The following is a 24,878-nucleotide window of genomic DNA, read 5'->3' on the forward strand; positions in this document are numbered from 1 at the left end:
ATGGACCTAAAAACTTCCACATCATTTAAGATATTAAAAAAAGCAGGTTTTATCCTGCTCTAATTTAATGTCTTTATTTTTTCACCATCAATTTTTTCTTTACAAATAAACCTATACCGAAAATCATGCTTACAATTCCCAGCATAAGAATAGTGTAGCTGTTAGTAGCAGTATTTGGTAAGGAATATTCTTTTTTACTGTCTGTTTTATCTTGTGTGTTTGTTACATTTTGGTCAGTTTCTTGCTCTGTTGATACTTGTTCATTATTGTTTTCTTCTTGTCTATCCACTGCTGATTCTTTTTCCTGATCATTTTTGTTGTTTTCATTATCATTATTATTTTGTTCTTCTGGTTCTTTCTCAGGCGTTGGTTTTTGATTTTCTTCAGGATCTTTATCTTCAGGTTCTTTATCTTCAGTTTCTTCATTTGGAACCGGATCTTTAGGATCTTCATTGACTTCAATCCCGATTTGATAAGCAGCAATTGTTCCGGAGACTTCATGTGCTGCTAATAGAATATTTTGACCTGTAGGACTTTCATTTGCCGGAATATATGTTAATCCTTCTGGAGCAGTGTCACCGTTAGCCGCCGTTACCTCTTCCCCTCCATTGAAGTTTCGAGAAGAGAAGTATTTATTAAATGCCGGTTTTTCAGGGTTATCAATGTTGTAGACCATGATTCCACCTACCCGCTCTAAGCCAATGAAAGCATAATGATTACCTTGAACTTGACCAACTGTTACCGTTTCAGGCTCTGGTCCTTTATCATCACTGCGGGAGTCAAAATTATTTTCATCATTATTTGAATTAAAATTTTTCTCACCATATGCCTGCTGTGTAATTTCCTCAAAATCAGAACCACTGTCATAAGTTAACTCTAAAGAATTCGCATTCCAAATAGAAAATGATCTAGCTCCATAACTATAAATTGCTTCATATTTACCATTTTCATTCTTTGGTGCTGATGTTGTAGTATTCAGTCTTCCTAATTGTTCATCATTAAAAAGACCATTTTCTACAAGCTGATCGAGTTGTTCTTGAGTAAACCCTTCAAAAAGTTCAGCATTAAGTTCATAGGAATCTGTCAGATCTGCCACTCTCTCTTCCTCTGAGAAACCATCATAATCCTGAGCATCACCTTCATTAGCAGATAATATGTATGTTTGTCCATTCACATTGTAAGATGCCATGCCATCCGGTTGGTACATCGATAAAACCGGCCAATTCGTAATGTTTATCTTTTTATCATCATTTGAAGCATCCAGTTTATTTTTTTCTACAGAAAAATCCTTATATCCAAGGCTTTTTACTAGGACAAACTTCTTTGCTTGAAGATCTAATTTTGCTATTGCGTTATTTTCCTGCAAAGCAACAAAAGCGTACTTACTTTCTTCATCAACAACAATGTATTCAGGTTCAAGATCTTGAGCATATGTAGATGAATCCGAAACCTTTCGTACATCCTTTTCTATTACATCATCTGTAAATTGAATATTTGTGACAGCATCATCCTTTAATCCTTCTACACCATTCGAAACATCAATCATACTTACTGAACCTTCTGGATTGGTTTGATAATCATCACTCGGCTCTCCTTCATTTGCAACAAGTACGTGAGAGCCATCAGGAGTAAACGTTAGCATATCCGGTAATGCGCCAACTGTTACATGTGAAAGATATTCTCCTTCAGTTGATAAGAAAACGACGAACCCTGGATCAACTTTATTTTCAGCAGGTGCCGAAACAGCAATATAACCACCTTCTGGATGAATCGCTACACTTGTTACATCAGAAGCAGCAACACCTAAATCAGCTAAAGTGACTTGTTTTAAACGGGGGATATCCTGATTACTTTCGTTAAGAATATTTAAATCAATAATATCCAATGCTTTTGCTGAACCATTAACTGAGAAAGCATGTTTCGAAACGGCATCGTATGCAACAATCTCAGTCCCTCCCTCAGCAATTCCGGCTCCACTTGAATATCTCCCAAGTAATTCAACATGTAGACTTTGTCCATTTTTCTCATCATATTTCATTTCCAGACTTGCTGCTGATGTTAGAACTGGAGAAAGAAGTAGTGCACTTGTCGCAGCAGCAAGTATTGTTTTGCTCATAAAATGCTGAATTTTCAACCTAGCAACCTCCCTATTTTTGTTTAACATTAAAAGGTTACTAGGTTTATTTGAAGCTAGATTAAGACTTTTGTAATATTTTTGTTAATTTTACAAAAATTCGTCGTTATTTGTTGAAATAGATCATGCATTTTGTTGAAGGAATCTTATATCTTAGCTGCTTCTCACAATTCATTCGAATGAATAATTTCTTTTCAAAAAATATTTGCTTTTTCTATAGAGGATATAGCTTGCTTTAATTTGTCTTTTTCTTGAACAAGTGCAATCCGAACATATCCTTCCCCATTAGGTCCGAAGGCATGTCCAGGCGTAACCACGACATTTGCCCGATCTATTAGTGTGTATGTAAAATCCAATGAATTCCACCCTTTTGGTATTTCTGCCCATATGAACATACCCGCATCAGGTTTTGTTATATCCCATCCTATATTTTGTAACCCATCAACCAGTATATTACGGCGTTCTTCATATACTTTTCTACTTTGTTCGCAAAAGTCAGCACCTTCTTGAAGCGCACGAATTGCTGCTTGTTGAACAGGGAGGAATACACCATAATCTAAATTACTTTTTAAATGATTCATTGCTTGAACAATTTGATTATTCCCTGCTAAATAACCTATTCGAGTGCCAGCCATACTATAATTTTTAGAAAAAGAAGACATCTCAACTCCAACATCCTTAGCTCCTTCAACCGACAAAAAACTAATCGGTTTGTTGCCTTCAAAATAGAGTTCTGAATAGGCAAAATCATGCAAAACGATGATTTGAAACTTCTTGGCAAATGCAATCACCTTTTTGAAAAAGTCACTTGATGCTAATGCAGGCACTGGATTTCCAGGGAAGTTCAAAATCATTATTTTTGCTTTCTGCGCTACATCTTCTGGGATCTTCTCTAGATCTGGTAAAAAATCATTTTCCTTATTTAGTGGCATAAAATATGGACTTGCTCCCGCCATCGCAATGCCAGCAGCGTATGCTGTATAACCGGGATCAGGTACTAAAATGATATCATCCGGATCGGCAAATACCATTGGGAAATGAACAAGTCCATCCTGTGATCCCATTAACAATAGAACTTCATCTCTTGATTCCAGTTGAACATTGTAGTTATTTTTATAAAATGTGGAAACGGCCTTATTAAATTCTTTCGTTCCTGTCAAAGAATAGCCATACTGATCTTGTGCTAACACCCCCTCTGATAAAGACTCTCTGACAAAGGATGGAGGAGCCATATCAGGACTTCCAATGCTTAAATCTATTATAGGTTTTCCCTCTTCCATTTTCTTTTTTTTATATTGAGCAAGCTCACTAAAAATTGATGGCTGAAAAAAACTCATTTTATTTGATACTGAAAATTTCACCTTTATACCCCCAATAATTATTTCCCAATTGCTATTTTTCTGAAAATAAGTTTATCACAATTGAACATTATACGGGAATAAAGAAGTGTTCTTCTCATATACTTATAGATTAAAAAAAGAATGCATTTATTCTAGCATTCTTCTTCTCTACCTTTTTCAGTTATGAACATTTACTTAAAACCACTTCTTTGAAAATGTGAATTTAGTTGTCCTCTAATCATTTTTTTCTTTAATTCAGCATCCGTTTCCTTTTTACGGTAATCTCTTCGTATTTCGTCTGTTTGGACACCTTCTTCAACCTTTTCAGCAATATCCATTAGTTTTTCAATATCTGAAAAAGAGTATTTACGAAAACCTGTTGAAGTTCGGTCTGGAAAAATTAATTTTCTCTCTTCATAGTAGCGGATTCTTCTCTCAGATAATCCTGTAATTTCACATACTGTTCCCATTGACATTACTTTTTTATCACGATATGACATACTTTTCTCCACATGAATCCCCTCTTATGAATGATAATTTTTTACATTAGAATCATCTTATTACTTTAACAACAGTAACCGTTTTCTAACAAGAATTAATTGCGAAATTTTAAATCAATTGGAAATATTTCGACTTTTATAACTAAAAAATAGCTATAGAGTTTTCAACTTACTCTTCATTTTGCAATGTCATAAACTTAAAGCCTTTACGTAAGAAAAAATGACAATAGAAAATGCGCATAATGATGAAGAGACATCTACTTTTAGATGTCTCTTATATTACTTTTTTTCTTAAATGAAACTTGTGTTGATCACCCGGGAACGTTTTCTACTTTAGAAGATCTTATTGGATCACTCAGGTTCCCCTGTTTCAAAACTACTGTTTATTAGTTCAATCGCTTGTTCTGGAGTAATATTAAAATCTTCTGCTACTTTCTTTACCATGTTTTCTCTTATTTCTCTGATCGTCATTAAGACCACAACCCTTTCTCTCTGATCTATTGCTTTTATATTATCAGAAAATTCGCATGTTAGAAGTAGTTTGTGAGATTATCTCACATGATTTTTAGGATCAGATTGATAGAATATCTTACATTTTCCCTTTTATTTTTTATAGACGAGTAATACATACAACAGGATTGACATACAAACCGAAAAAGCTGATACCAAATAAATCGTATGATAACCGAACATATGGCCAATTTGACCAAACATTAAGGCACCAATTCCGACACCAAGGTCAAAGGAAGAAAAGAAAGTTGCATTTGCCATCCCTCTTCTGTGCACCGGCGCATTTTCGATCGACCATGCTTGTAAAGCAGGTTGCACAGAACCAAATCCAAATCCATATAGTACGGCAGCAATTAAAAGGACGGTCGTATTTAATAACCAAGCTAATAAAATCATTGCTAGGACGATTAAGATGGCTCCCGGAATAAATATTGCGCGATGTCCTTTTAAATCATATATTTTTCCTGCAAACGTTCTTGACGCCATTAAAGCCAAAGCAAAAACAAGGAAATACCATTGAATTCCCGGGATACCTTTTTGAGCTGTATATAATGGGAGAAACGAAGCAATTCCCCCAAAAGTTACTGTGATAAAAAATAGCAATAGCGATGGTTTTAGAGCGCTTTTTTCGTAGAAATCCCATTTTTCTTTTTTAACTACTTGTTGTGTTTTTTCAATGGTTTTATAGCGTATTTTTGATGATAGAAGGAACGCTATTAGCCCTAAGAGTGCGCAAATGATAAATAATTGTGTAAACGATAAAACTCCTGCTAAAGTTAGTCCTAACGATGGGCCAAAGGCTAATGCGATGTTTCCTGATAAGCCATAGTATCCCATCCCCTCTCCACGTCTCTTAGGTGGAATAATATCACTTGCTATTGTACCGGAGGCTGTTGTTGAAAATCCCCACCCTATCCCTTGAACGAATCGCATAAAAAATAAAAACACAATGGCTGGTAAGAATCCAAATGAACCAACAGAAAATATAAAGATTAATAAACCGGTTAAATAAACAAATTTTCTTCCTTTAGATTCTAAAGCATGCCCGGCATAAGACCTTACTAATAACGCTGAAAAGGTGAAAATACTCACAACTACCCCTATTAACTGATCATTTCCCCCTAACTCTTCAACATATAGCGGAATCGTTGGCAATGTCATTTGAAATCCAAGAAAAATGAAAAAGTTCGATATACAGATTAATATAAAGTCACGTGTCCAAATTTTTTCTTTATGTAATGCTTTTGTTTGCTGAGAATCCAAAAAAGCCCTCCTCTATTAATTAAATGAACTAACTTTTTATTTAATAAGGTTAATATTTATAATACGAAATAACAAATGATATGACTTACCATCTATACTTCCTAGTTTATAACCGAATAAAGTGTTTTATTTTACTAAATAATAAGTTGATGAACATGAATTTAAGATGCAGATAGGATGATTAAATGAAATTTGGTTGTCATGTAAGTATAAAAAATGGATACTTTGCTGCTGCCAAACACGCTTTCAACATTGGCGCAAAGGCATTTCAGTATTTCCCAAAGAATCCAAGAAGTTTATCAGTGAAACGCTTTAATCAAAGTGATGCGATTCAATGCTTTAATTTTTGCAAAGAACATGATCTTTTATCTATAGCACATACACCCTATCCAACTTCACTTACTCCATCTTCAGACAAAAGAGAAATAACGATTGCATCTTTGTTAAATGACTTAGAAATTGCTGAATATTGTGGATCCATTGGTGTCGTTGTCCATTTTGGACATTTAATCGATAAAGATAACCCACTTACAAGCTATCAACTAATGATCGAAATGATAAATCTCGTTTTATCTCAATGGAATGGAACATGCAAGCTATTAATTGAAAATAACGCAGGTGCAGCAGGGGCTCTAGGGACAACATTAGAGGAACTTACTCAAATAAGAAACCTTATCGATGATCCTGAAAAAATTGGTTTTTGTCTAGACACTTGTCATGCGTTTGCAAGTGGTTTATGGAGCGGGGACCAAAATGCAGAATTTTGGGAAAAAGCTATTGAGTTAGGTTTTGTTGATGCTCTAGCAGCCATACACTTGAATAATTCCAAATATCCACTAAGATCAAGAAAAGATAGACATGCTAATATTTTTAATAATGGTTACATCGAAAGTGATGATTTTGCAAAATTACTTCAATTAGATTTTCTATCAACGACTCCTTTTGTTCTTGAAACACATCAGATGAAGGTATCACACATAAAGAGGAAATAAATTTGCTCTACCAATTTGTTGAAAACAAACGGTAGAGCCTCTATCTGTTATTACATATAACATCAAGGATCAACAATATCATAAATCAACAAGTTACGACAAAGTTGTTTAATCCTGTCAAGTTTTGCGCTTTCCCGAGAAATAAATCTACTTATATACTCCCTTTTTTAAGGACCTGAATCATCTTTTCCGCATTTGGATAGTTTACTTCTGAATATTGCTTCATCACTTTTTCAGTATCGTAGTCAACTCGTTCAATTGATGTGCTAAACCCACTCTCAGCTATTGTAATTACCCCGTAGGATGCCTTTGTAACACCATCAAACGGTAAACCAACACTGCCAATATTCATAACCACCTTACCATTAATATAACGGATATACGGCTTATGGATATGAGCATAGAGATAAATCGTTGCATCTTTTTTTGACAACACTTTTTCATGTAATAATCTATCTTCTGCGTTTGGAGGGATCACCTCAAAAAGATCGGTTGGTGTTGCATGAAAAGCATAGAGTTCAATTCCTTTTTCATTTAAGTATAACTCTGTTGGTAATTGGGATAAATAGTCGATGTCTGTTGCATCAAGTTTAGAATATATCCAATCACGTTCCTTTCTCATCATATCAAGAGCATGATCAGGTACTTCTCCCTGTTGAACTCCTCTCACAACCCATTCATCCGCATTTCCTTTTATGACTTTCGTTTGCAATGAACGAATAAGTTCTAGTGCTCTTTTTGGTTCAGGACCTCTATAGCAAATATCACCAAGAACAAATACTTTTTCTATATTTTTCTTTTTCATATCCTCTAACACTGCCTCAAGCGCAACAGCATTACCATGTATGTCTGAGATAAATGCAATTTTCACTTAATTCCCCTCCTAATTAAACTTAATCTTTCTCTAGTATACCAACCTTGAGGTTTGGTAGCACACTTTCTCTTTAAAGGTCACGAGAGAGAATAATTGTAAAAATTTTCTAGATAAACTATTAGAGTTTATCATTATTTTAAGGAGGATAGTTGAACTAAAAGAGAGAATACATTACTAAATTATATTATTGAGAGAGAATTGTTTTTTGGAGGGGAAGCGATTGTTCGTTCATCAACAGAGAAGCAGTAATGTCATACATCAAGGTATTATTCCATATAATCACAAGATTGCCCCGTTTTTAATACGAAATGCTTTATTCCAACAAATCCCCAAAACAACACAACATATTTACGTAATAGGAATCGGATCGAACTCAATAAACGGTGACAGCCTCGGTCCTTTTGTTGGCACACTACTGCAACACAAATTCCCAAGTCATTTAACTGTCTTAGGAAATCTTCAATTTCCATTAGATGCCTCAAACCTTGTGAGTGAATACACTAAGATCTGCTTTCCACAAAATAGTTTCGTTATTGCAATTGATAGTGTTTTAGGCTCTAAAAACATGATGCAGTCTATCGTCGTTAAAGAAGGACCTATCTTGCCTGGCGAAGGATTAGGAAAAAAGCTTCCCTCAATCGGTGATTGTAGTATTATGGGGGTTGTCCTTGAAAAGGATTGCCAGGATCATTCCACATTATTTCATACAAATTTGCATCTAATTTATACAATGACAACTAATATTGCCAAAGGAGTTTCTCTTGCAGTTAGACAATTTTTTCAATACCCCTCTAATTATCCGATTTTTCTATAGAGAGATAAAAGCAGCCGAATGAAGGAATTTTAGCACGACATTCCCATTCGGCACTTGTTCATTTATATTTTTAACATCAACAATTTTTTATCGAAGAACATTTTCTCTTACATCAATTTTTGCCACTATTGCTTCAGTTAATTCTTCTGTTATTTCGACTAAATTTTTTTCTAATTTACCACTTACCATTTTTGCTAATGCACCTTCTGGTGTAATATCAAGAAAGCCAGTCATCAACGTTTTATTGGGTCCAAGTGATTGTGCTTCAAAATATCCTTTTCCAGAAATCTTCTCATTGATTCCGGTTAAGTTGAACTCCACTTTTGACGGTGCAATCCATGCTGTAATGTCTACTTTTAAATGTATTTTTCTTTTAATAACACCTAAGTCTGTTTTAAATTTCCAAGTGGATTCTTTTAAACTAATTATCTCATGATCTAGATATCCCGGGACTAATGGTGCCCAATGATCCATTACACTTACAAAGTTCCAAATTGAACGTATAGGATGATCGACTTCTATTTTGTATAAATGATTGGCCATTTTTCAAACCTTCTTTCTTATTCGATTAATGATTCATGATGCAAACCATTTATACACTACATATTCCTCACCAGTGCTCAATATGTACTTTTTCACTTAATAGACCTAAAAGTTTTTTATATATACACCTTCTTCTTAGCTTTACGGTTCCAGAATAACCTTCAAACATTTTTCTTTATGCGCATTAAATATTCTATAGGCATGCTCTGATTCCTCTAACGGAAAATGGTGTGTGATAACGTCCATTAGATCTAATTGTTTCGTTTGAAGGAGTTCGTACAGATAAGGAATTAGGTGTGTAACAGAAGCAAGCCCCATCTTTAGCGTAATATTCCGTGCAAATAAATCACCCAATGGAAACTGATTATATCTTGTACCATATATGCCCATTAATTGAATTGTTCCACCTGCGAGTACAACCTGGCTTGCAAATTCAATCGCACCTAAAGCTCCCCCCTGAAACCTAAGAGCCGTTTCCATAATTTCTAACGTTTTCATTTTCCCGCTCATGCCAACACAATCTATGACTACATCTGCACCACCCTTTGTTATTTCCTTTAGGTGAGATTTTAGCTCTTTATTTTCTTTGAAGTTAAAAACTTCTACATGATTCCATTTGTTTGCATGCTCCAGTCGGTATGCAACGTGATCAACGGCAATAACTCTTTTTGCCCCTTTAAACCAAGCAAGCTTTTGTGTAATCAATCCGAGCGGACCACATCCTAAAACAATTACAGTATCTCCACTCTTTACTCCTGCTTGTTGTATTCCCCAATAGGCTGATGAATAGGCATCAGTTAAAAGTAATAATTCCTCATCCTTTACTTCGTTATGTTCGGGTACCTTGAAAGTCCCATAATTTGCATAAGGAACACGTACAAATTCTGCTTGTGTTCCATTATAATCTCCAAACAATCTGGAGCAGCCGTAACAGCCTCCTATTTCTCCACCTTGGTTCGAACGTATACATTGACTCTCGAGGTTATTCTTGCAGTTTATACATTTTCCACAAGCAATGTTATAAGGTAAAACAACTTTATCGCCTTTTTTGAGATGATGTACTTCAGAACCAATTTCGTGGACATTTCCTACTGCTTCATGTCCAACAATATAATCCTTTTTCATACTCGGTACCATACCGTGATAGAAATGACGATCAGAACCACAAATTGATGAATGAGTTACTTTAACAATGAGGTCATCCTTATTTTTTATTTGTGGATCTGGCATGTCTTTTACTTTTACATCCATAAACCCTTGATATGTTACTGCTCTCAATTTTGATTACCTCTCTGTTTTTGATCAGTTACTGTAAGTAGATAAAGAATGAGGGCTTGTTGCTCCTCTTTTGTAAAACCTGTGGTTTGATCAACCCAGTATTTATGACCCCTTCCAGTAACATGAGCTGACCTTAACGTTTAATTTTTACTATTTTCATTAATTACTCTTTCCCGTAGCTCAGAATCAATCATAGCCAAAAGACTATTCATAGGATTAGCTTTCTTTCCACTATATAAAGTAGCAGCAACATCTATCTCCAAATTAAGATTCTCCCCAACAGCTACTCCCCCATCATGTAAATAAGGTGGTGTCCAATATAATCCAAATAGACTTGGAACCTTATATGCACCATCTGAACCATCATGTGCCCAACTTCTATTAAGATGCTTTTTCTGATTATCTGATATCTCTAGCTCTCTTGCAATTGGATTTTTCGGTAATGGTACTGGTGTCTTAGGATCATATAAAGCAGGGTTAGTAAAGAACCTTTCTGTCTTTTTAAATGATATCGCTCGTGAACTTTCTGTCCCAATCTCCTGAGGAGAAAGTAATTGATTATTTGTTAAGTATTTGCGTCTGGAGTTTGTACAGGGTTATTTACAAAATCAATTGTTGTGTCATTTCCTCCTCTTGGCCATTTTATGAGTTCTTTATCAACATACTTCTCAAGTGCTTCATATCGGGTAAATTTAGATCTATCCCCTCTGAGCTTTTGACTGTGCGATCCGTTGAATAGATGAAATTTTGAATACTTTTCATCTCTGTATGGGTAAAATACGATGCAGAATTTGTTCCTAATGCAACAATTAAACCTATATTCAAATCTTTATTAGGTATTCCATGAATAACCTCTTTTTGATCATTTACCGAAGCATGACATACCGCACAACTAATACCTGCTTTTACATGTCCATCCTCATATCTAATCTTTACACCAAGAGGAACTAATGCACCCTTAGGTACATCAAGACCTGTGTCAATCTAGTCACCTTTTTTTAATTGTCATGTCCCCAATTTGCATAGTCTTTTCTGCAGGTACCTGAAGATTGTCTGTACCTTTTCCGTTTAATTTTATAATCGCTTTTGCTAAATTGGAAATCGTGAAAGCACCATCAAACACTCCCATAATATCTGTAAAAAACCTCATTTCCGAATGTTTCTTCATAAAACATTTTTTTGCCACTTTGAATTAATTCATGATCAGGTTGGTTTTTCACATTATTTGTCATTTTTTTAAAATCCATCAAATGAATGACTCTCTATGCTATCAACTTTTGAGTCCGGGGGTACATACGCATACTCAATTCCTACAATTGTAAAATATGCAACTGCCACAACTAAACAAACAAAAAGAATGGATAGAATTATGGATCTTTTTCTCACTTTTATTCTCCTTTAAGCTTGTTGGTAGTTATTATTTATCCATCCATTCTTGTTATGCTTATTTTCTTTAGCTTTTCAACCAATACCTAAAGCCACCTCAAAGAAACCGTCAAATGGCAGCATTCTGCTTCACCAATTGATGAGGTTAGTTTCATCTGAATACCATCAGGATTAAAAGAAGTTTTTACAGTTGATTTGATCCCAGTTGACTTTATTAATTTATCAACTTCATTCATATTTGACTGTTGTGCTGCGTACATAACTTTTGTAGCAAAATCCTTTGATTGAGCAAGCTTATTTAATACCAGGCTTGCCTCTTTCATTAATATTTGCATCGATTTTGCAGATTGTTCAAACATTGTCGGATTAACATCAGGAAATTGTCTGTTGAAAGGATAGTTCATACGGTAGTCTTGTCTTGGTCCATAATAATTGGGTACTATTAAATACATAGGATGACAATATATTGGCAGCATATTTACAGCTCCTTTTTAAGGTTCTCCTACCAATATACGGAAATCACTAAAAGTTGTGATGACAAATCTAATCGAGGTAATAAAGAATAAAGAATAAAAAATGACAAAATGCATAAAGGCAGGTGGAAATTAATGATAAAATCGATCCACTCATTTTTTAAACCTTCTTGACTGGTTAAACTTCCAGGTATTCCAATATCAAATTTCCCAATAAAAAAAACCCTAAGGTTATTCTTAGGGCATTTTTCCTTTATGAATAGGTAGAAGTAGTTCAACTTCGGTTCCATGATCTACAGAACTTTTGAAGGATATTTTTCCTTTATGAAACTCTACAATTCGATAACTCACCGTTAAACCAAGTCCTGTACCTTTTTCTTTCATAGAGTAAAATGGTTCGCCTAAATGCTTTAATCGTTCCTCATCAATTCCACAACCATCATCTTTAAAAAGTATCTTTATCGTTTTTTCATCATTCATATCAAGATAAACATGTACATTTTTAGATAATGCTTCAATTGAATTCTTCATTATGTTAATAAAAAGCTGTTTTAATTGATTTGGTTCACAGTCAATGATTGGAAGAGTCTCATTTACCTGGATATCCAATGTTACTCCATAAAGATTTGCCTCTGATTCAAGTAAGGATTTTACATCCTTCAATAGAAGATTTATGTCCTTTTCTTGAAACTGAATTTTTTGAGGCTTTGCAAGTACAAGTAATTCACTCGCAATAATATTAATTCTCTCAAGTTCATCCAACATGATACGATAATAAAATTCCTGCTCTTTGTTCCTATCCTTTAACATCTGAACAAAACCTTTTAATGAAGTTAAAGGATTTCGAATTTCATGAGCTACACTTGCAGCAAGCTCACCAACTACTGATAATTTTTCGGTTTTCCGCAGCAGTCTTTCTGTTTCTTTTTCTTTTGAAATATCTACAGCATATCCAATAATTCCAACTGTCTTATTATTAATAATCATTGGTACCGAAGTACATCTCAATGTTTTCATCGTATGGTCTTTCATAACAATTTCAATCTCTTCATTTGTAAAAGATCGATTTTTAAGGATTATGTGTTTATAAGACCTATAGACCTTCCACCGATCTCTCTTCGATATAAGTGGTAATACCGTTTTGTTTACATATTCTTCTCTTGTAAATCCAGTAAAACGGAAAAAGTGCTCATTTACATCAGTGAGCTTGCCTTTTAAGTCAATCATGTACACTAGCTCAGGATTAAAATCGAATAGAGATTTATATTTTTGTTCACTTTCTGCTAATTTTTTTTCAGCAAGAACTCTTTCTGTCACATCTCTTCCCATCACTACTAATTCTTTACGTGAGCCATCTTCATAGAAGCTTGGGATTTTAATAGTATCAAATGTCTTTACACTTCCATCTGGCATTGGAATTTCTTCAATACATCGGCTTTTTGTTCCTTTAAGCCATGCCTGCTCATCAGAGATTTCACAGTATCTTAATGCCTCTGCATAAAACTCCGTATACTCAGCTAGTTCTGAGTCCTTTTTCCCAACATAATCTATACCCTGTAATTGGAATAAAGCAAGTGCAAAATCATTCGCTTTCGTCCAACGGCCTTCTCCGTCCTTAAAATTCACAAAATCAACCATTGAATTGATTAAGATATTTAATTTATCTTTTTCTAGCTTTTCATTTTTATATGCTTCTCTTTTTAAGACTAAATAATATATAAAAATACTTGTGAAAAGTACAAACAAGAAACCTTTTACATTTTGGAATACTAATAATGTCCCCTTAGGTATGTTTAATAGAACAAGTAAATTATCTGTAGCAAGTATCCATAGTGAACTGAATAGCACATAATACAATAGAATTTTATACTTATTTACCATAAGCTTCTCCTTAACGATTGGTTAAACATTTATGTTACCTGTACTATTATTTTTCTCTTTTTAATTTGTTCCAATTGTTAATTCTACTAAAAAAGCTTTATGTCGTCCAATAGGAATTATTGCTAAAATAAACGTAATCTTTAATGAATAGGAAAAGGGATCAAGGCAAATATTTGCCTTGATCCCTTTGTGAGAAATATTAAGCTAAAACGGTACTTCCCATTAAATAAAGGTCTACTTCACGTGCAGCTTCACGGCCTTCATTGATTGCCCACACGATTAAGCTTTGACCACGACGAGCATCGCCTGCAGCAAAGACTCCATCAATGTTTGTACGGAAATCGCCGTATTTCGCTGCAACAACATTACGTGCAGTTTGATCAACTCCAAACTGCTTTAATACAGGTTGTTCAGCACCTTCAAAACCAATCGCAATGAAAACTAGTTGAGCTGGCCATACTTTTTCAGAACCTGGAACCTCTTTAAAATAGTATAGACCTTGTTCATCTTTTAGTTTTTCCATTTGAATTGTGTGAAGTTCTTTTAAATTACCATTTTCATCTGATACAAGCTTTGTTGTTTGGATGCAGTATTGACGTGGATCCTCACCGAATTTTGCTTCTGCTTCCTCATACGCATATTCCATCGTAAAGACATGCGGAGCCTCCGGCCACATATTTTCAACTGTACGAGACATTGGTAATCTAGGATGTTTACCAAATTGAACAACACTATTACAATTTTGACGAAGTGCAGTTGCTACACAGTCTGCTCCTGTATCTCCACCACCGATAACAATAACATCTTTGCCTTCAGCATTAATAAATTGATTATCTTCAAAATTAGTATTTAGGTAGCTCTTCGTTACATCTGTTAGGTAATCCATTGCAAAGTGAACTCCGTTCGCTTCTCTTCCCTCAATACGTAGATCACGTTGTTTTTGGGCACCAACACAAAGGATTACAGCATCATGTTGCTCACGTAATTCTTCTGAAGTAATATCTTTTCCTACTTCAGTATTCGTAATAAACGTGATACCTTCTTGAGTTAACAGGTTTACACGACGTTCTACAATGCCTTTATCAAGCTTCATATTAGGAATACCATAAGTTAACAAACCACCTGCACGATCAGCACGCTCATAAACAGTAACTGTGTGACCTGCTTGGTTAAGTTGATCTGCCGCAGCTAAGCCAGCCGGGCCGGAACCAACGATAGCGATCTTTTTACCCGTACGTTTTTCAGGAATACGCGGTGTAATCCATCCCATTTCAAAGCCTTTGTCAATAATAGCTTTTTCAATGTTTTTAATGGTAACAGCCGGGTCAGAAATTGCAACGTTACAAGAACCCTCACAAGGTGCCGGACAGACCCTACCTGTAAATTCTGGAAAGTTATTCGTTTTTAATAAACGTTCAAGTGCTTCCTTCCATCTACCACGATAGACTAAGTCATTCCACTCAGGAATTAAGTTATGAATTGGACATCCTGAAGTGAAACCGTTAATCTCAGTACCAATATGACAGAAAGGAGTGCCGCAATCCATGCAGCGCGCTCCTTGTCTGCTTAACTTTTCCTCAGAGAAAGGAGCTGAATACTCTTTCCAGTCATCTAAACGCTTGAGAGGATCGCGTTCTGCTGACTCTTCACGTTTAAATTCTAAAAATCCTGTTGCTTTCCCCATCTTCCTCTCCCCTTTCTACTGTACTACTGCTTTGGAACGTGACGGCTTTGTCACTGAACCTTTTTTATCAGATTTAGCATTTGCTTCAAACGCACTCATGATTGCTTCTTCACTTGTAAGACCAGCTTCCATTTGTTCAGCAATTCGATTCATCATACGCTTGTAGTCTTTAGGAATGACTTTAACAAACTTCGGAAGTGTTTCATTCCAGTTGTCTAGAACAAATCGAGCTTTTGGACTGTTTGTATAATGGAAATGATTTTGAACCATTTCGTTTAGGAATTCAATTTCCTTGTCATCTACTAAACTCTCAAACTCAATCATTTCATCATTGCAAATTGCTTTGAATTCTTCTTTATTATCAGCAAGTACGTACGCAATACCACCTGACATACCTGCACCAAAGTTTTTACCAACTTCACCAAGGATGACAACACGGCCGCCTGTCATGTATTCACAACCGTGATCTCCTACACCTTCAACAACTACATTTACACCACTGTTACGAACTCCAAAACGTTCACCAGCACGGCCATTGATATATGCTTCACCACTTGTCGCACCATAGAATGGAACATTTCCAATAATCACATTATCAGCAGCAACTATGCTTGAATCATCTGAAGGTTTAACGATAATTTTACCGCCAGAAAGTCCTTTTCCGATGTAGTCATTCGCATCACCAGTTAAGTGCATTGTGACACCTTTAGGTACGAATGCTCCAAAGCTTTGACCTGCAGATCCAGTAAAGCGTAGTGTAATTGTATCTTCTGGTAAGCCTTCTTCACCATAACGCTTAGAAATCTCACTACCAACAATTGTTCCAGCAACACGGTTGATGTTTTTAATGTTAAATGAAGCATCAATAGGTGAACCAGCAGCAATAGATGCCTCAACCTTTGGTAAAATTTCAACCATATCAAGAGATTGATCAATTTTATGGTTTTGTTTAATTCTAGCTGTACGAGCACCTTCCGGTTGGTATAAAAGTGTAGATAAATCTAAGTGTTTAGCTTTCCAGTGAGCTTTAGCACGTTCACTAACTTCCAGTACATCTGTGCTGCCGACCATTTCGTCCATTGTTTTGAAGCCAAGCTCTGCCATGATTTCACGAACTTCTTGAGCAACAAAACGCATGTAGTTTACAATATGATCCGGATCTCCAGTGAATTTATCACGAAGTTCAGGATTTTGGGTTGCTACACCAACAGGACAAGTATCTAAATGACAAACACGCATCATAATACAACCCATTACAACTAGCGGAGCTGTTGCAAAGCCATATTCTTCCGCACCGAGGATAGCAGCTAATGCAACATCACGACCTGTCATTAATTTACCATCAGTTTCTAATACAACACGATCACGCAGACCATTTAGCATTAATGTTTGGTGTGCTTCAGCTAAGCCAAGCTCCCACGGTAAACCTGTGTGCTTAATACTTGTTTTTGGTGAAGCCCCTGTACCGCCATCATAACCACTAATAACAATAACGTCTGCTGCACCTTTTGCTACACCAGCCGCAATTGTACCAACTCCTGCTTTTGCAACAAGCTTTACACTAATACGTGCATCACGGTTAGAGTTTTTCAAATCATGGATAAGTTGTGCTAAATCCTCAATTGAATAAATATCATGGTGAGGAGGTGGTGAAATTAATCCTACACCAGGTGTAGAGCCACGAACATCAGCAACCCATGGATATACTTTGTTTCCAGGTAATTGCCCACCTTCACCAGGCTTAGCACCTTGTGCCATTTTAATTTGAAGCTCATCAGCATTTACTAAATAATGACCCTTTACCCCAAATCGGCCTGAAGCAATTTGTTTCACTGCACTTCGACGTAAATCACCATTTTCATCAGCAATAAATCTATTAGGATCTTCTCCACCTTCACCACTGTTGCTTTTACCTCCAAGACGATTCATCGCAATCGCTAACGTTTCATGTGCTTCCTTGCTTAAGGAACCAAATGACATAGCACCAGTTTTAAATCGTTTTACGATAGAATCAACAGATTCTACTTCATCAATTGAGATTGATGGTCTATTGCTTGTAAATGAGAACAGATTACGTAAGAATCCTATTCTTTCTTCATTTGCTGCATCTGAATATTTTTTAAATAAACTATAATCATTTTTGCGACAAGCCCATTGTAAAGTGTGGATCGTTGTTGGATTGAAGGCATGATGCTCTCCATTTTTTCTCCATTGGAAGTCACTTCCTGAATCCAAAGCTTTGTCAACTTTTTCTGAATAAGCATCCTGATGACGTAAAACTGCCTCTTTTGCAATTGTTTCAAGATTAATTCCGCCCAGCTGTGATGCTGTTCCAGTAAAGAAACGATCAATCACATCTTTGCTAATACCAACAGCCTCGAAAATTTGTGCTCCACGATAACTTTGAACTGTTGAAATCCCCATCTTAGACATTACTTTTACTACACCCTCAGTAACACCTTTGATATACTTCGCAACAACCTCTTCATAGCTATTAGATAAGCTTCCATCTAATACTGCCTCTTTGTAAGTTGCAAATGCAAGATAAGGGTTAATCGCATCTACACCATAACCAATTAAAGCTGCAAAGTGATGTACTTCTCTTACCTCACCTGATTCAATAACAAGGCTGGCTTTTGTACGTGTACCTTGACGCACTAAGTGCTGATGAAGTGCACCAACAGCTAATAATGCAGGAATTGCAATGTTTTCAGGATTCATTCCTCGATCGGAAATGATTAGTATATTCACACCGTTCTCGATCGCTTCATCTGCTTCAGCACATAATTTCACAATTGCTTCGTCTAAATTATCAGTAAACAATGATTGAATTGTTTTACTCTTAAATCCAGGATTTAGATTTAAACGTAATTGTGCTAGTTGGACATTAGAAAGTACAGGAGAATCCAACTGAATTCTGCGTGCATTTTCCTTAGTAGGATGGAGAATATTCCCTTCAGTTCCTAGCAATGTCATTGTAGATGTTACAATTTGCTCACGAATCGCATCGATTGGCGGGTTTGTAACTTGGGCAAATAATTGTTTAAAGTAATTAAATAATGATTGAGGGCGATCTGATAATACTGCTAATGGCGTATCGTTACCCATTGAGCCCAGTGGATCTTTACCTTCTGTAATGATAGGAAGCAGATACTTTTGGATATCTTCATACGTATAACCGAAAGCACGGTGACGCTCTGCAATATCAGTTACGACTTCTTCTTCTAAAACATCTGATTGATCATCAAGCTTAATAAGCTGCTCATTTAACCATTCTTGATATGGCTCTTCTTTAGCCATTTCGTCTTTAATTTCTTCATCTGAAATAATACGCCCTTCCTCTAAATCAATTAGAAGCATTTTACCTGGGCTTAAGCGATCTTTGTATAGAACATCTTTTTCATCTACTTCAATAACGCCTACTTCAGAAGAGAAAATGATGTAATCATCTTTTGTTACATAATAACGTGCTGGACGAAGACCGTTACGGTCAAGAATCGCACCTATTTGTTTACCGTTTGTAAATGAAATAGCTGTTGGTCCGTCCCATGGTTCCATTAAGCAGCTATGATATTCATAGAAAGCTCTTTTTTCAGGGCTCATATGTGGATTCTCTGTCCAAGGCTCAGGAATCATCATCATTGCAGCGTGTGCCGGCTTACGCCCTGCTAATACGAAAAACTCAAATGCGTTATCCAGGATAGAAGAGTCACTACCGTCTGCATCAAGAATTGGAAGTACTTTATCAAGATCTTCACCAAATGCTTCTGATACAAACTGTTGCTCTCTCGCTTTCATCCAGTTCATATTTCCACGTAAAGTGTTAATTTCACCGTTATGAATTAAATAGCGGTTTGGATGTGCTCTTTCCCAGCTTGGGAATGTATTTGTACTAAAACGTGAATGTACAAGTGAAAATGCAGAAACAAAATCTTCATCCTGTAAATCCAAGTAGAAAGCATCAACTTGTTCAGGTGTTAAAAGTCCTTTATACACAATTGTGCTGCTTGAAAGACTAGTAAAGTAGAAACGCAATTCACGCTCTCTAGCCCAATTTTCTGCTTGTTTACGAATAACATACAATTTACGTTCAAATGTAATATTGTCTTGGATTGATTCATTTGCTCCAATGAATACCTGGCGTACAACCGGACAGCTCATTTTTGCAACTGGTCCAATTTCCTCAGCATTTACTGGTACATCTCTCCATCCTAAAAGTGTCTGACCTTCAGCTTCAATAAATTTGTTTAGTTGCTCTTCAATTTGCTGGCGTTCAGAATCGTCGTCTGAGAAAAACATCATTCCCACACCATAGCGGCCTTTTTCAGGAAGAGTCATTTCCTTGCAAGCCTTCTTGAAGAACGCATCAGGAATTTGCACCATTAAACCAGCGCCATCTCCTGTTAATGGGTCACTGCCTTGTCCACCCCTGTGATCTAGTTGGCAAAGCATATTTAGTCCTTTTTTTACAATATCATGTGTAGCGTGGCCTTTAATATGAGCGTATAAACCGATACCGCATGCGTCATGTTCAAATTCAGGACGGTAGAGACCTTGTGCTTTAGGTATTTGATTGTAAGTCATGTATATCTCCCCCCGTTAGATAATCTTACACCCGATAATTTTCAGATAATTACATTATATCTTTCAAAATTAATGTTAACAATATATAATTTAGATGAAATCAATCTAATATTGATATATATGATCGGAGGCCAAAAATGGAATTACGTCAATTACGGTATTTTATGGAAGTTGCTGATCGAGAACATGTATCAGAAGCTGCACAATATTTACATGTTGCGCAGTCTGCTATCAGCAGACAAATTGCGAATCTAGAAGCAGAATTAGGTGTTACCTTATTCGAAAGAGAAGGGCGAAACGTTAAGCTTACACCAATTGGAAAGGTATTTCTTACACATACAAAAACGGCCATGAAGGCGATCGATTATGCAACAAAACAAATCGATGAGTATTTAGACCCTGAGAGAGGAACAATTAAAATTGGGTTTCCAACAAGTCTTGCAAGCCATTTGCTTCCGACTGTCATCTCAGCATTTAAAGAAAAACACCCTAATGTTGCCTTTCATTTGAGGCAGGGATCCTATAATTTTTTAATTGATGCTGTTATTAATCGAGAAATAGATCTAGCATTTCTAGGGCCTGTACCACAAAACAATCCTGATATTGAAGGTTCTATTTTATTTACGGAAAGCATATTAGCCTTATTGCCTTCAACACATCCACTTTCATCAAAGAAAAGTATTCTATTGAATGAATTAAGAAACGATTCCTTTGTTTTATTTCCTAAAGGATATATTTTACAGGAAATTGTTGTGGATGCTTGTAAGCAAGCAGGCTTTGTGCCTAATATCTCCTCAGTTGGTGAGGATTTTGATGCTATTAAAGGTTTAGTTTCCGCCGGAATGGGTGTTACCCTACTACCAGAAAGTACGTTTCACGAATCCATCCCCCGCTTTACTGTAAAGGTGCCAATTGAACTTCCTCTAGTTAGAAGATCAGTTGGAATCATTGTTTCTAAAAAAAGAGAGCTCGCACCTTCAGAAAAAGTATTTTATAAATTTGTAAAAGACTTTTTCTCAATGCTTGAACAATATCAATAATAAACAAGGGCTGACAAGATCATTTCACAATTGTCGGCCACTTTGTATTATATCATTAATCAACCGATAGATATTTTGTAAATTATGGGGATTACAATTAAGACGAGTTTCTACTATTATATATTGCCGTTACAGCGCTTCCAATTAATCACTTTTCGTATGATAATTCATGATTTGGAAAAGGATAAAGAAGAAAAACTTGGCTCGTCGCCAAGTTAAATAAAGGAGGACATTTATATGCGAAAAGCAGACCAATACTTATCAAATGCTCCAAAGGAAGAAAATATTACGATTCAAACAGACAGCACATTTCCTAATCTGAAAAATATTGATGGAGATTCAGTAAATAAACATAAGCAGCAGGAAGTAGCAAATTCAATACTAGCAGAAAAAGAAATTGGTCAACAACAAGAAAATCTTTGAGCATTCAGGGGCTTCCCTGAATGTCACTTCCTTCTAAGTAAAATAATCTGGAAAATCTGTTATGATCCCATCCACGTTAGAATCTACTAGATTTTTAATTGACTTTTTATCTCTCACAGTATACGGGATTACTTTCATATGATATGAGTGAATTCGTTTCACTAATTTTTTTGTAACAAGCGCCTTATTAGGATTTATGTATTGCACTAATGACGACCAATCTCTTAATTGAACATTTGAAACTCCGTGAACTCTATATTTCACTAACAGTCCAAGCGGTACATGTGGCAAGCTTTTGTGAAAAGTTTCCAGCCATTCGAAGTCAAAGGACTGTATGATAATCTCATTATTCATCGGACGATCAACATGACATTTTTTTAATACTTCCTCCAACTTCAAAACTAAGTTCGGATACATCATTGGATTCTTAATTTCAATTAGTAAGCCTATTTTACTTTTGTAAGTTTCTATAATTTCTTCAAGAGTTGGAATAGTTTGACCTGAAAATTTGTTATGAAACCACCCTCCTGCATCTAATTTGCATAGCTCCTCATATGTATAATGATGTACCTCACCTGTTCCATTCGTTGTTCGATCAACAGTAGGATCATGTATAACAACTAATTTCCCGTCTTTAGTCATTTGGATATCTAACTCAAGATAATCCGCCTTCATTTGCAAGGCTTTTTCAAAAGCAGAAATCGTGTTTTCAGGAGCGTAACCTGATGCTCCTCGGTGGGCCACAATTAATAAGCTGTTATTTCTTTTTATTGTTGATATAGTCTTTATTTTATTAAAAAAATTCAAAATTGATATTTTCTTACCCATAGCCTTTCACATCCTTTATAGGATTGTTTATTATCCAAAAACTCAATCTTTGAATGTGACTTACATTTCAAGTAAAGTATTTAATTAGAATATATATAAGGAGGAATCATATTTTGAACGAAGTATTAAAAACCTTAACAAATCATCGTTCGTTTCGTCAATATAATGATACACCGATAACAGATGAAGATCTAGATGCTATTCTCCAAGCAGCACAGGCTGCTCCTTCCTGGATTCATGGACAGCAGGTGTCTGTAATTGTGATAAAAAATAAGGACAAGAAAAAGCAATTAGCCTCCTTCTGTGGAAATCAAGAACACATCAACCAGGCCCCTATTTTTCTAGTATTTTGTGCTGATTTTTATCGTGCAAAACTGGCAAGTGAGATAGAAGAGAAGTCATTTGATATAGTAAATGATGCTGACGCATTACTTGTTGGGGCAACTGATGTTGGAATTGCTTTAAGTAATGCAATTGCTGCCTCAGAATCATTAGGGCTAGGTACAGTGCCAATTGGCGGCATACGAAGAAATCCATTAGATGTTATAGAACTGTTAGAAATCCCTAAATACGTAATACCAATTGCAGGTTTATGTGTAGGTTATCCATCAGAAGATCCTGGACTGAATCCAAGACTTCCAAAGGAGTCATTCAGACATGATGAAACTTATGAAACAAATCAGATTCAGTATATTAAATCTTATAATGAGATATTCAAACAACATCAACTTAAAAAGACGAACGGAAAACATGATAGTAATTGGTCAAATAGGATCTCGAAATTTTATCGTGTAAAGCATTATGATAATCAGTACCCTGATGTTCCGCAGATGTTACATCAGCAAGGATTTACTTGTAAGGATATGAAGTAACTTTGAAGCTGCCAGAATATTGGTGGTTTTTCTTTTTACGTAAACTTTATGGTATAATTGGTTAACATTATAAAAACTATGTTTCAACAATTTAGTTATCGAGTAAAGTATTTAGATATGATTTAATTTAAATTTGCACGGGGGTGGATTACTTGCCTAATAAGAAAAAAAACACAATAGATAATGAAATTATTCGGCTGGTTAAAGAAGCGATGAAATCAGGTATTAGTAAACAAGAATTTTCTTCTTTTTTAAAGAATAAAACGATAGAGAAAATGAAACATTAAGGACAAAAATCGGGATAGATTCTTAAAGAATTTGTCCCGATTTTTTAAATTGCTTTTATTTTCCTGAATTTCAAAATAAATAAATGTGGATTTACTCTTACAACATAGGCGTACAATCCCTTTGTTGTATGAAGGTAGAGATGACCAAGTTGTTGCGAAATATCACGATAAGAAATATCTAATACCTCATCAAGTGAAAAGGTATCACAGGTCGTTTCGATTCCATTTGTAGATAACTTCATTATGTGCTCTTCTTCCCTATGCTTTTGAATGTTATCTTCAATTACCCTTGTAACCTTCATATAAGGATGATGTGCCAGAAATTCAACTGAATCCATTTAACCCCGCCTTTCATTTCTTACGTATTAATAGTTCAATTTGACCTCAAAAAATTCCTACATTTACAAAGTGTTTCTGTCATCATCTCTTATACATTTTAAACCAGCCTGATGGAATTAAAAAAGATGTTAAGAATGAATACCTTCATTCTTAACATCTCATTATTGTACAAAATGATTATTGAAAATCAAATTCAGACAAGGAATCCATATGACTCGCAATCATGGCGATTATCGTACTCGCTTCTTCCTTACTAAAAATAAAATTAGTTTCATCTTTAATAAGATCATCATCTTCTGTTTTAATACGATTAATACGCCGCAGTACCCCATCTCCAGTTTCTTGCACAACTCCAAACTGATATGTAACCTCAACCTCATCTTCATAAATAAAGGCAGTCACTTCAGGGGTTTCCCATTCAACATCAATTTCTTCCAGAATATCTGTATCCTCTTCATCATATTCAACATCTTCAAAGTCTTCATCATTTTGATATATATGAAAACTCTCATGTACCGCTTCGATAATGTCTTCAATGTCGGCTAAAATGGTCCTAGTGGTTTGTTCATATTCAAAATCAAATGTTTCAAGATAGAATTCTTCATTAAAAGGGTCAAAAAACAATGTGCAAAAATATTCACGATCCTCATCCTCTGTTTCAATAAAAAATTCAATTCTAGGATGTTTTGCACCACGATCTATTGACATATGCCCTTCTTGATCGTATTTTTCACAAATCGATTCTAAATGTTCTTGAAGCTCACTACTAACACGATCAAACCACTCCATACTCATCCTTCATACCACCTTTTTCGTTATTTCATTTGTAGTAT

Annotated in this window: 23 protein-coding genes; 6 read left to right on the forward strand and 17 right to left on the reverse strand. The window is 35.5% G+C overall.

All coding sequences use genetic code 11. From position 1 onward, the window contains the following. Positions 1-73: 73 nt before the first annotated feature. The 4 genes from HWV59_RS16405 to HWV59_RS16420 all read right to left on the reverse strand — a co-directional run bounded on the left by HWV59_RS16405 (position 74) and on the right by HWV59_RS16420 (position 5,747). A complete protein-coding gene (locus HWV59_RS16405; RefSeq protein WP_175639512.1) occupies positions 74-2,134 on the reverse strand; it encodes a choice-of-anchor I family protein in 2,061 nt (686 codons plus the stop codon). Between the two features lie 194 nt (positions 2,135-2,328). Continuing rightward, entirely contained in the window at positions 2,329-3,495 is a 1,167-nt protein-coding gene (locus HWV59_RS16410) for an LL-diaminopimelate aminotransferase (RefSeq protein ID WP_175639513.1), read from the reverse strand. A gap of 170 nt (positions 3,496-3,665) precedes the next feature. Further along, on the reverse strand, positions 3,666-3,974 hold the full coding sequence (locus HWV59_RS16415) for a MerR family transcriptional regulator (protein WP_102229531.1): 309 nt from the start codon (positions 3,972-3,974) through the stop codon (positions 3,666-3,668). Between the two features lie 603 nt (positions 3,975-4,577). Beyond that, positions 4,578-5,747: an MFS transporter gene (locus HWV59_RS16420; RefSeq protein WP_175639514.1), complete on the reverse strand. Its 1,170-nt coding sequence runs from the start codon at positions 5,745-5,747 to the stop codon at positions 4,578-4,580. Between the two features lie 185 nt (positions 5,748-5,932). On the opposite strand from HWV59_RS16420, the gene HWV59_RS16425 reads away from it, so the two are divergent. Continuing rightward, positions 5,933-6,739 carry a deoxyribonuclease IV gene (locus HWV59_RS16425; RefSeq protein ID WP_175639515.1) on the forward strand — a complete coding sequence of 269 codons (807 nt, stop codon included), beginning with the start codon at positions 5,933-5,935 and terminating at the stop codon, positions 6,737-6,739. A gap of 151 nt (positions 6,740-6,890) precedes the next feature. On the opposite strand, the gene HWV59_RS16430 is transcribed toward HWV59_RS16425, so the two are convergent. Next, complete coding sequence (locus tag HWV59_RS16430) at positions 6,891-7,610, reverse strand: metallophosphoesterase family protein (RefSeq protein WP_102228959.1); 720 nt, start codon at positions 7,608-7,610, stop codon at positions 6,891-6,893. A 223-nt stretch (positions 7,611-7,833) separates the two neighbouring features. Here HWV59_RS16430 and yyaC point away from each other — a divergent pair, with 223 nt between their 5' ends. Further along, a complete protein-coding gene (yyaC, locus tag HWV59_RS16435; protein WP_235991762.1) occupies positions 7,834-8,427 on the forward strand; it encodes a spore protease YyaC in 594 nt (197 codons plus the stop codon). An 87-nt stretch (positions 8,428-8,514) separates the two neighbouring features. Here the strand turns inward: yyaC and HWV59_RS16440 are convergent, their stop codons facing one another. The 9 genes from HWV59_RS16440 to gltB all read right to left on the reverse strand — a co-directional run bounded on the left by HWV59_RS16440 (position 8,515) and on the right by gltB (position 20,256). Continuing rightward, complete coding sequence (locus tag HWV59_RS16440) at positions 8,515-8,970, reverse strand: CoxG family protein (RefSeq protein WP_175639516.1); 456 nt, start codon at positions 8,968-8,970, stop codon at positions 8,515-8,517. A 141-nt stretch (positions 8,971-9,111) separates the two neighbouring features. Then, the gene (locus tag HWV59_RS16445) at positions 9,112-10,248 is read right to left on the reverse strand and encodes an alcohol dehydrogenase catalytic domain-containing protein (RefSeq protein WP_175639517.1); all 1,137 of its coding nucleotides are present in this window, start codon (positions 10,246-10,248) and stop codon (positions 9,112-9,114) included. A 140-nt stretch (positions 10,249-10,388) separates the two neighbouring features. Continuing rightward, the gene (locus HWV59_RS27315) at positions 10,389-10,511 is read right to left on the reverse strand and encodes a hypothetical protein (protein ID WP_268921768.1); all 123 of its coding nucleotides are present in this window, start codon (positions 10,509-10,511) and stop codon (positions 10,389-10,391) included. Positions 10,512-11,236: 725 nt separating this feature from the next. Then, entirely contained in the window at positions 11,237-11,398 is a 162-nt protein-coding gene (locus tag HWV59_RS16450; protein ID WP_175639518.1) for a hypothetical protein, read from the reverse strand. An 86-nt stretch (positions 11,399-11,484) separates the two neighbouring features. Continuing rightward, positions 11,485-11,634: a hypothetical protein gene (locus HWV59_RS16455; RefSeq protein ID WP_175639519.1), complete on the reverse strand. Its 150-nt coding sequence runs from the start codon at positions 11,632-11,634 to the stop codon at positions 11,485-11,487. 86 nt (positions 11,635-11,720) lie between these two features. Next, positions 11,721-12,110, reverse strand: a complete 390-nt coding sequence (locus tag HWV59_RS16460) for a hypothetical protein (protein WP_175639520.1) — start codon at positions 12,108-12,110, stop codon at positions 11,721-11,723. A 234-nt stretch (positions 12,111-12,344) separates the two neighbouring features. Continuing rightward, on the reverse strand, positions 12,345-13,988 hold the full coding sequence (locus tag HWV59_RS16465) for a PAS domain-containing sensor histidine kinase (RefSeq protein ID WP_102228964.1): 1,644 nt from the start codon (positions 13,986-13,988) through the stop codon (positions 12,345-12,347). Between the two features lie 199 nt (positions 13,989-14,187). Continuing rightward, positions 14,188-15,672 carry a glutamate synthase small subunit gene (gene gltD, locus HWV59_RS16470; protein WP_175639521.1) on the reverse strand — a complete coding sequence of 495 codons (1,485 nt, stop codon included), beginning with the start codon at positions 15,670-15,672 and terminating at the stop codon, positions 14,188-14,190. A 15-nt stretch (positions 15,673-15,687) separates the two neighbouring features. Then, on the reverse strand, positions 15,688-20,256 hold the full coding sequence (gene gltB, locus HWV59_RS16475) for a glutamate synthase large subunit (protein WP_175639522.1): 4,569 nt from the start codon (positions 20,254-20,256) through the stop codon (positions 15,688-15,690). Positions 20,257-20,393: 137 nt separating this feature from the next. Here gltB and HWV59_RS16480 point away from each other — a divergent pair, with 137 nt between their 5' ends. Together HWV59_RS16480 and HWV59_RS16485 are read left to right on the forward strand one after the other, a co-directional pair. Beyond that, positions 20,394-21,296, forward strand: a complete 903-nt coding sequence (locus HWV59_RS16480; protein WP_102228967.1) for a LysR family transcriptional regulator — start codon at positions 20,394-20,396, stop codon at positions 21,294-21,296. Between the two features lie 237 nt (positions 21,297-21,533). Beyond that, positions 21,534-21,719 carry a hypothetical protein gene (locus HWV59_RS16485; RefSeq protein WP_175637771.1) on the forward strand — a complete coding sequence of 62 codons (186 nt, stop codon included), beginning with the start codon at positions 21,534-21,536 and terminating at the stop codon, positions 21,717-21,719. A 33-nt stretch (positions 21,720-21,752) separates the two neighbouring features. Here HWV59_RS16485 and HWV59_RS16490 read toward each other — a convergent pair whose 3' ends face one another. Then, positions 21,753-22,547 (reverse strand): glycerophosphodiester phosphodiesterase, encoded by a 795-nt coding sequence (locus HWV59_RS16490; RefSeq protein ID WP_175639523.1) that lies wholly within the window; start codon positions 22,545-22,547, stop codon positions 21,753-21,755. Positions 22,548-22,660: 113 nt separating this feature from the next. Between HWV59_RS16490 and HWV59_RS16495 the strand changes: the two genes are divergently transcribed. Next, complete coding sequence (locus HWV59_RS16495; RefSeq protein ID WP_102228970.1) at positions 22,661-23,419, forward strand: NADPH-dependent oxidoreductase; 759 nt, start codon at positions 22,661-22,663, stop codon at positions 23,417-23,419. Positions 23,420-23,571: 152 nt separating this feature from the next. Continuing rightward, positions 23,572-23,706, forward strand: a complete 135-nt coding sequence (locus HWV59_RS16500; protein ID WP_102228971.1) for an anti-repressor SinI family protein — start codon at positions 23,572-23,574, stop codon at positions 23,704-23,706. 44 nt (positions 23,707-23,750) lie between these two features. Here the strand turns inward: HWV59_RS16500 and HWV59_RS16505 are convergent, their stop codons facing one another. Together HWV59_RS16505 and HWV59_RS16510 are read right to left on the reverse strand one after the other, a co-directional pair. Further along, entirely contained in the window at positions 23,751-24,044 is a 294-nt protein-coding gene (locus HWV59_RS16505; protein WP_102228972.1) for a hypothetical protein, read from the reverse strand. Between the two features lie 178 nt (positions 24,045-24,222). After that, the gene (locus HWV59_RS16510) at positions 24,223-24,840 is read right to left on the reverse strand and encodes a hypothetical protein (protein ID WP_175639524.1); all 618 of its coding nucleotides are present in this window, start codon (positions 24,838-24,840) and stop codon (positions 24,223-24,225) included. Positions 24,841-24,878: the final 38 nt, after the last annotated feature.

This window comes from Metabacillus schmidteae (assembly GCF_903166545.1).
In the GTDB taxonomy this organism is placed as follows: domain Bacteria; phylum Bacillota; class Bacilli; order Bacillales; family Bacillaceae; genus Metabacillus; species Metabacillus schmidteae.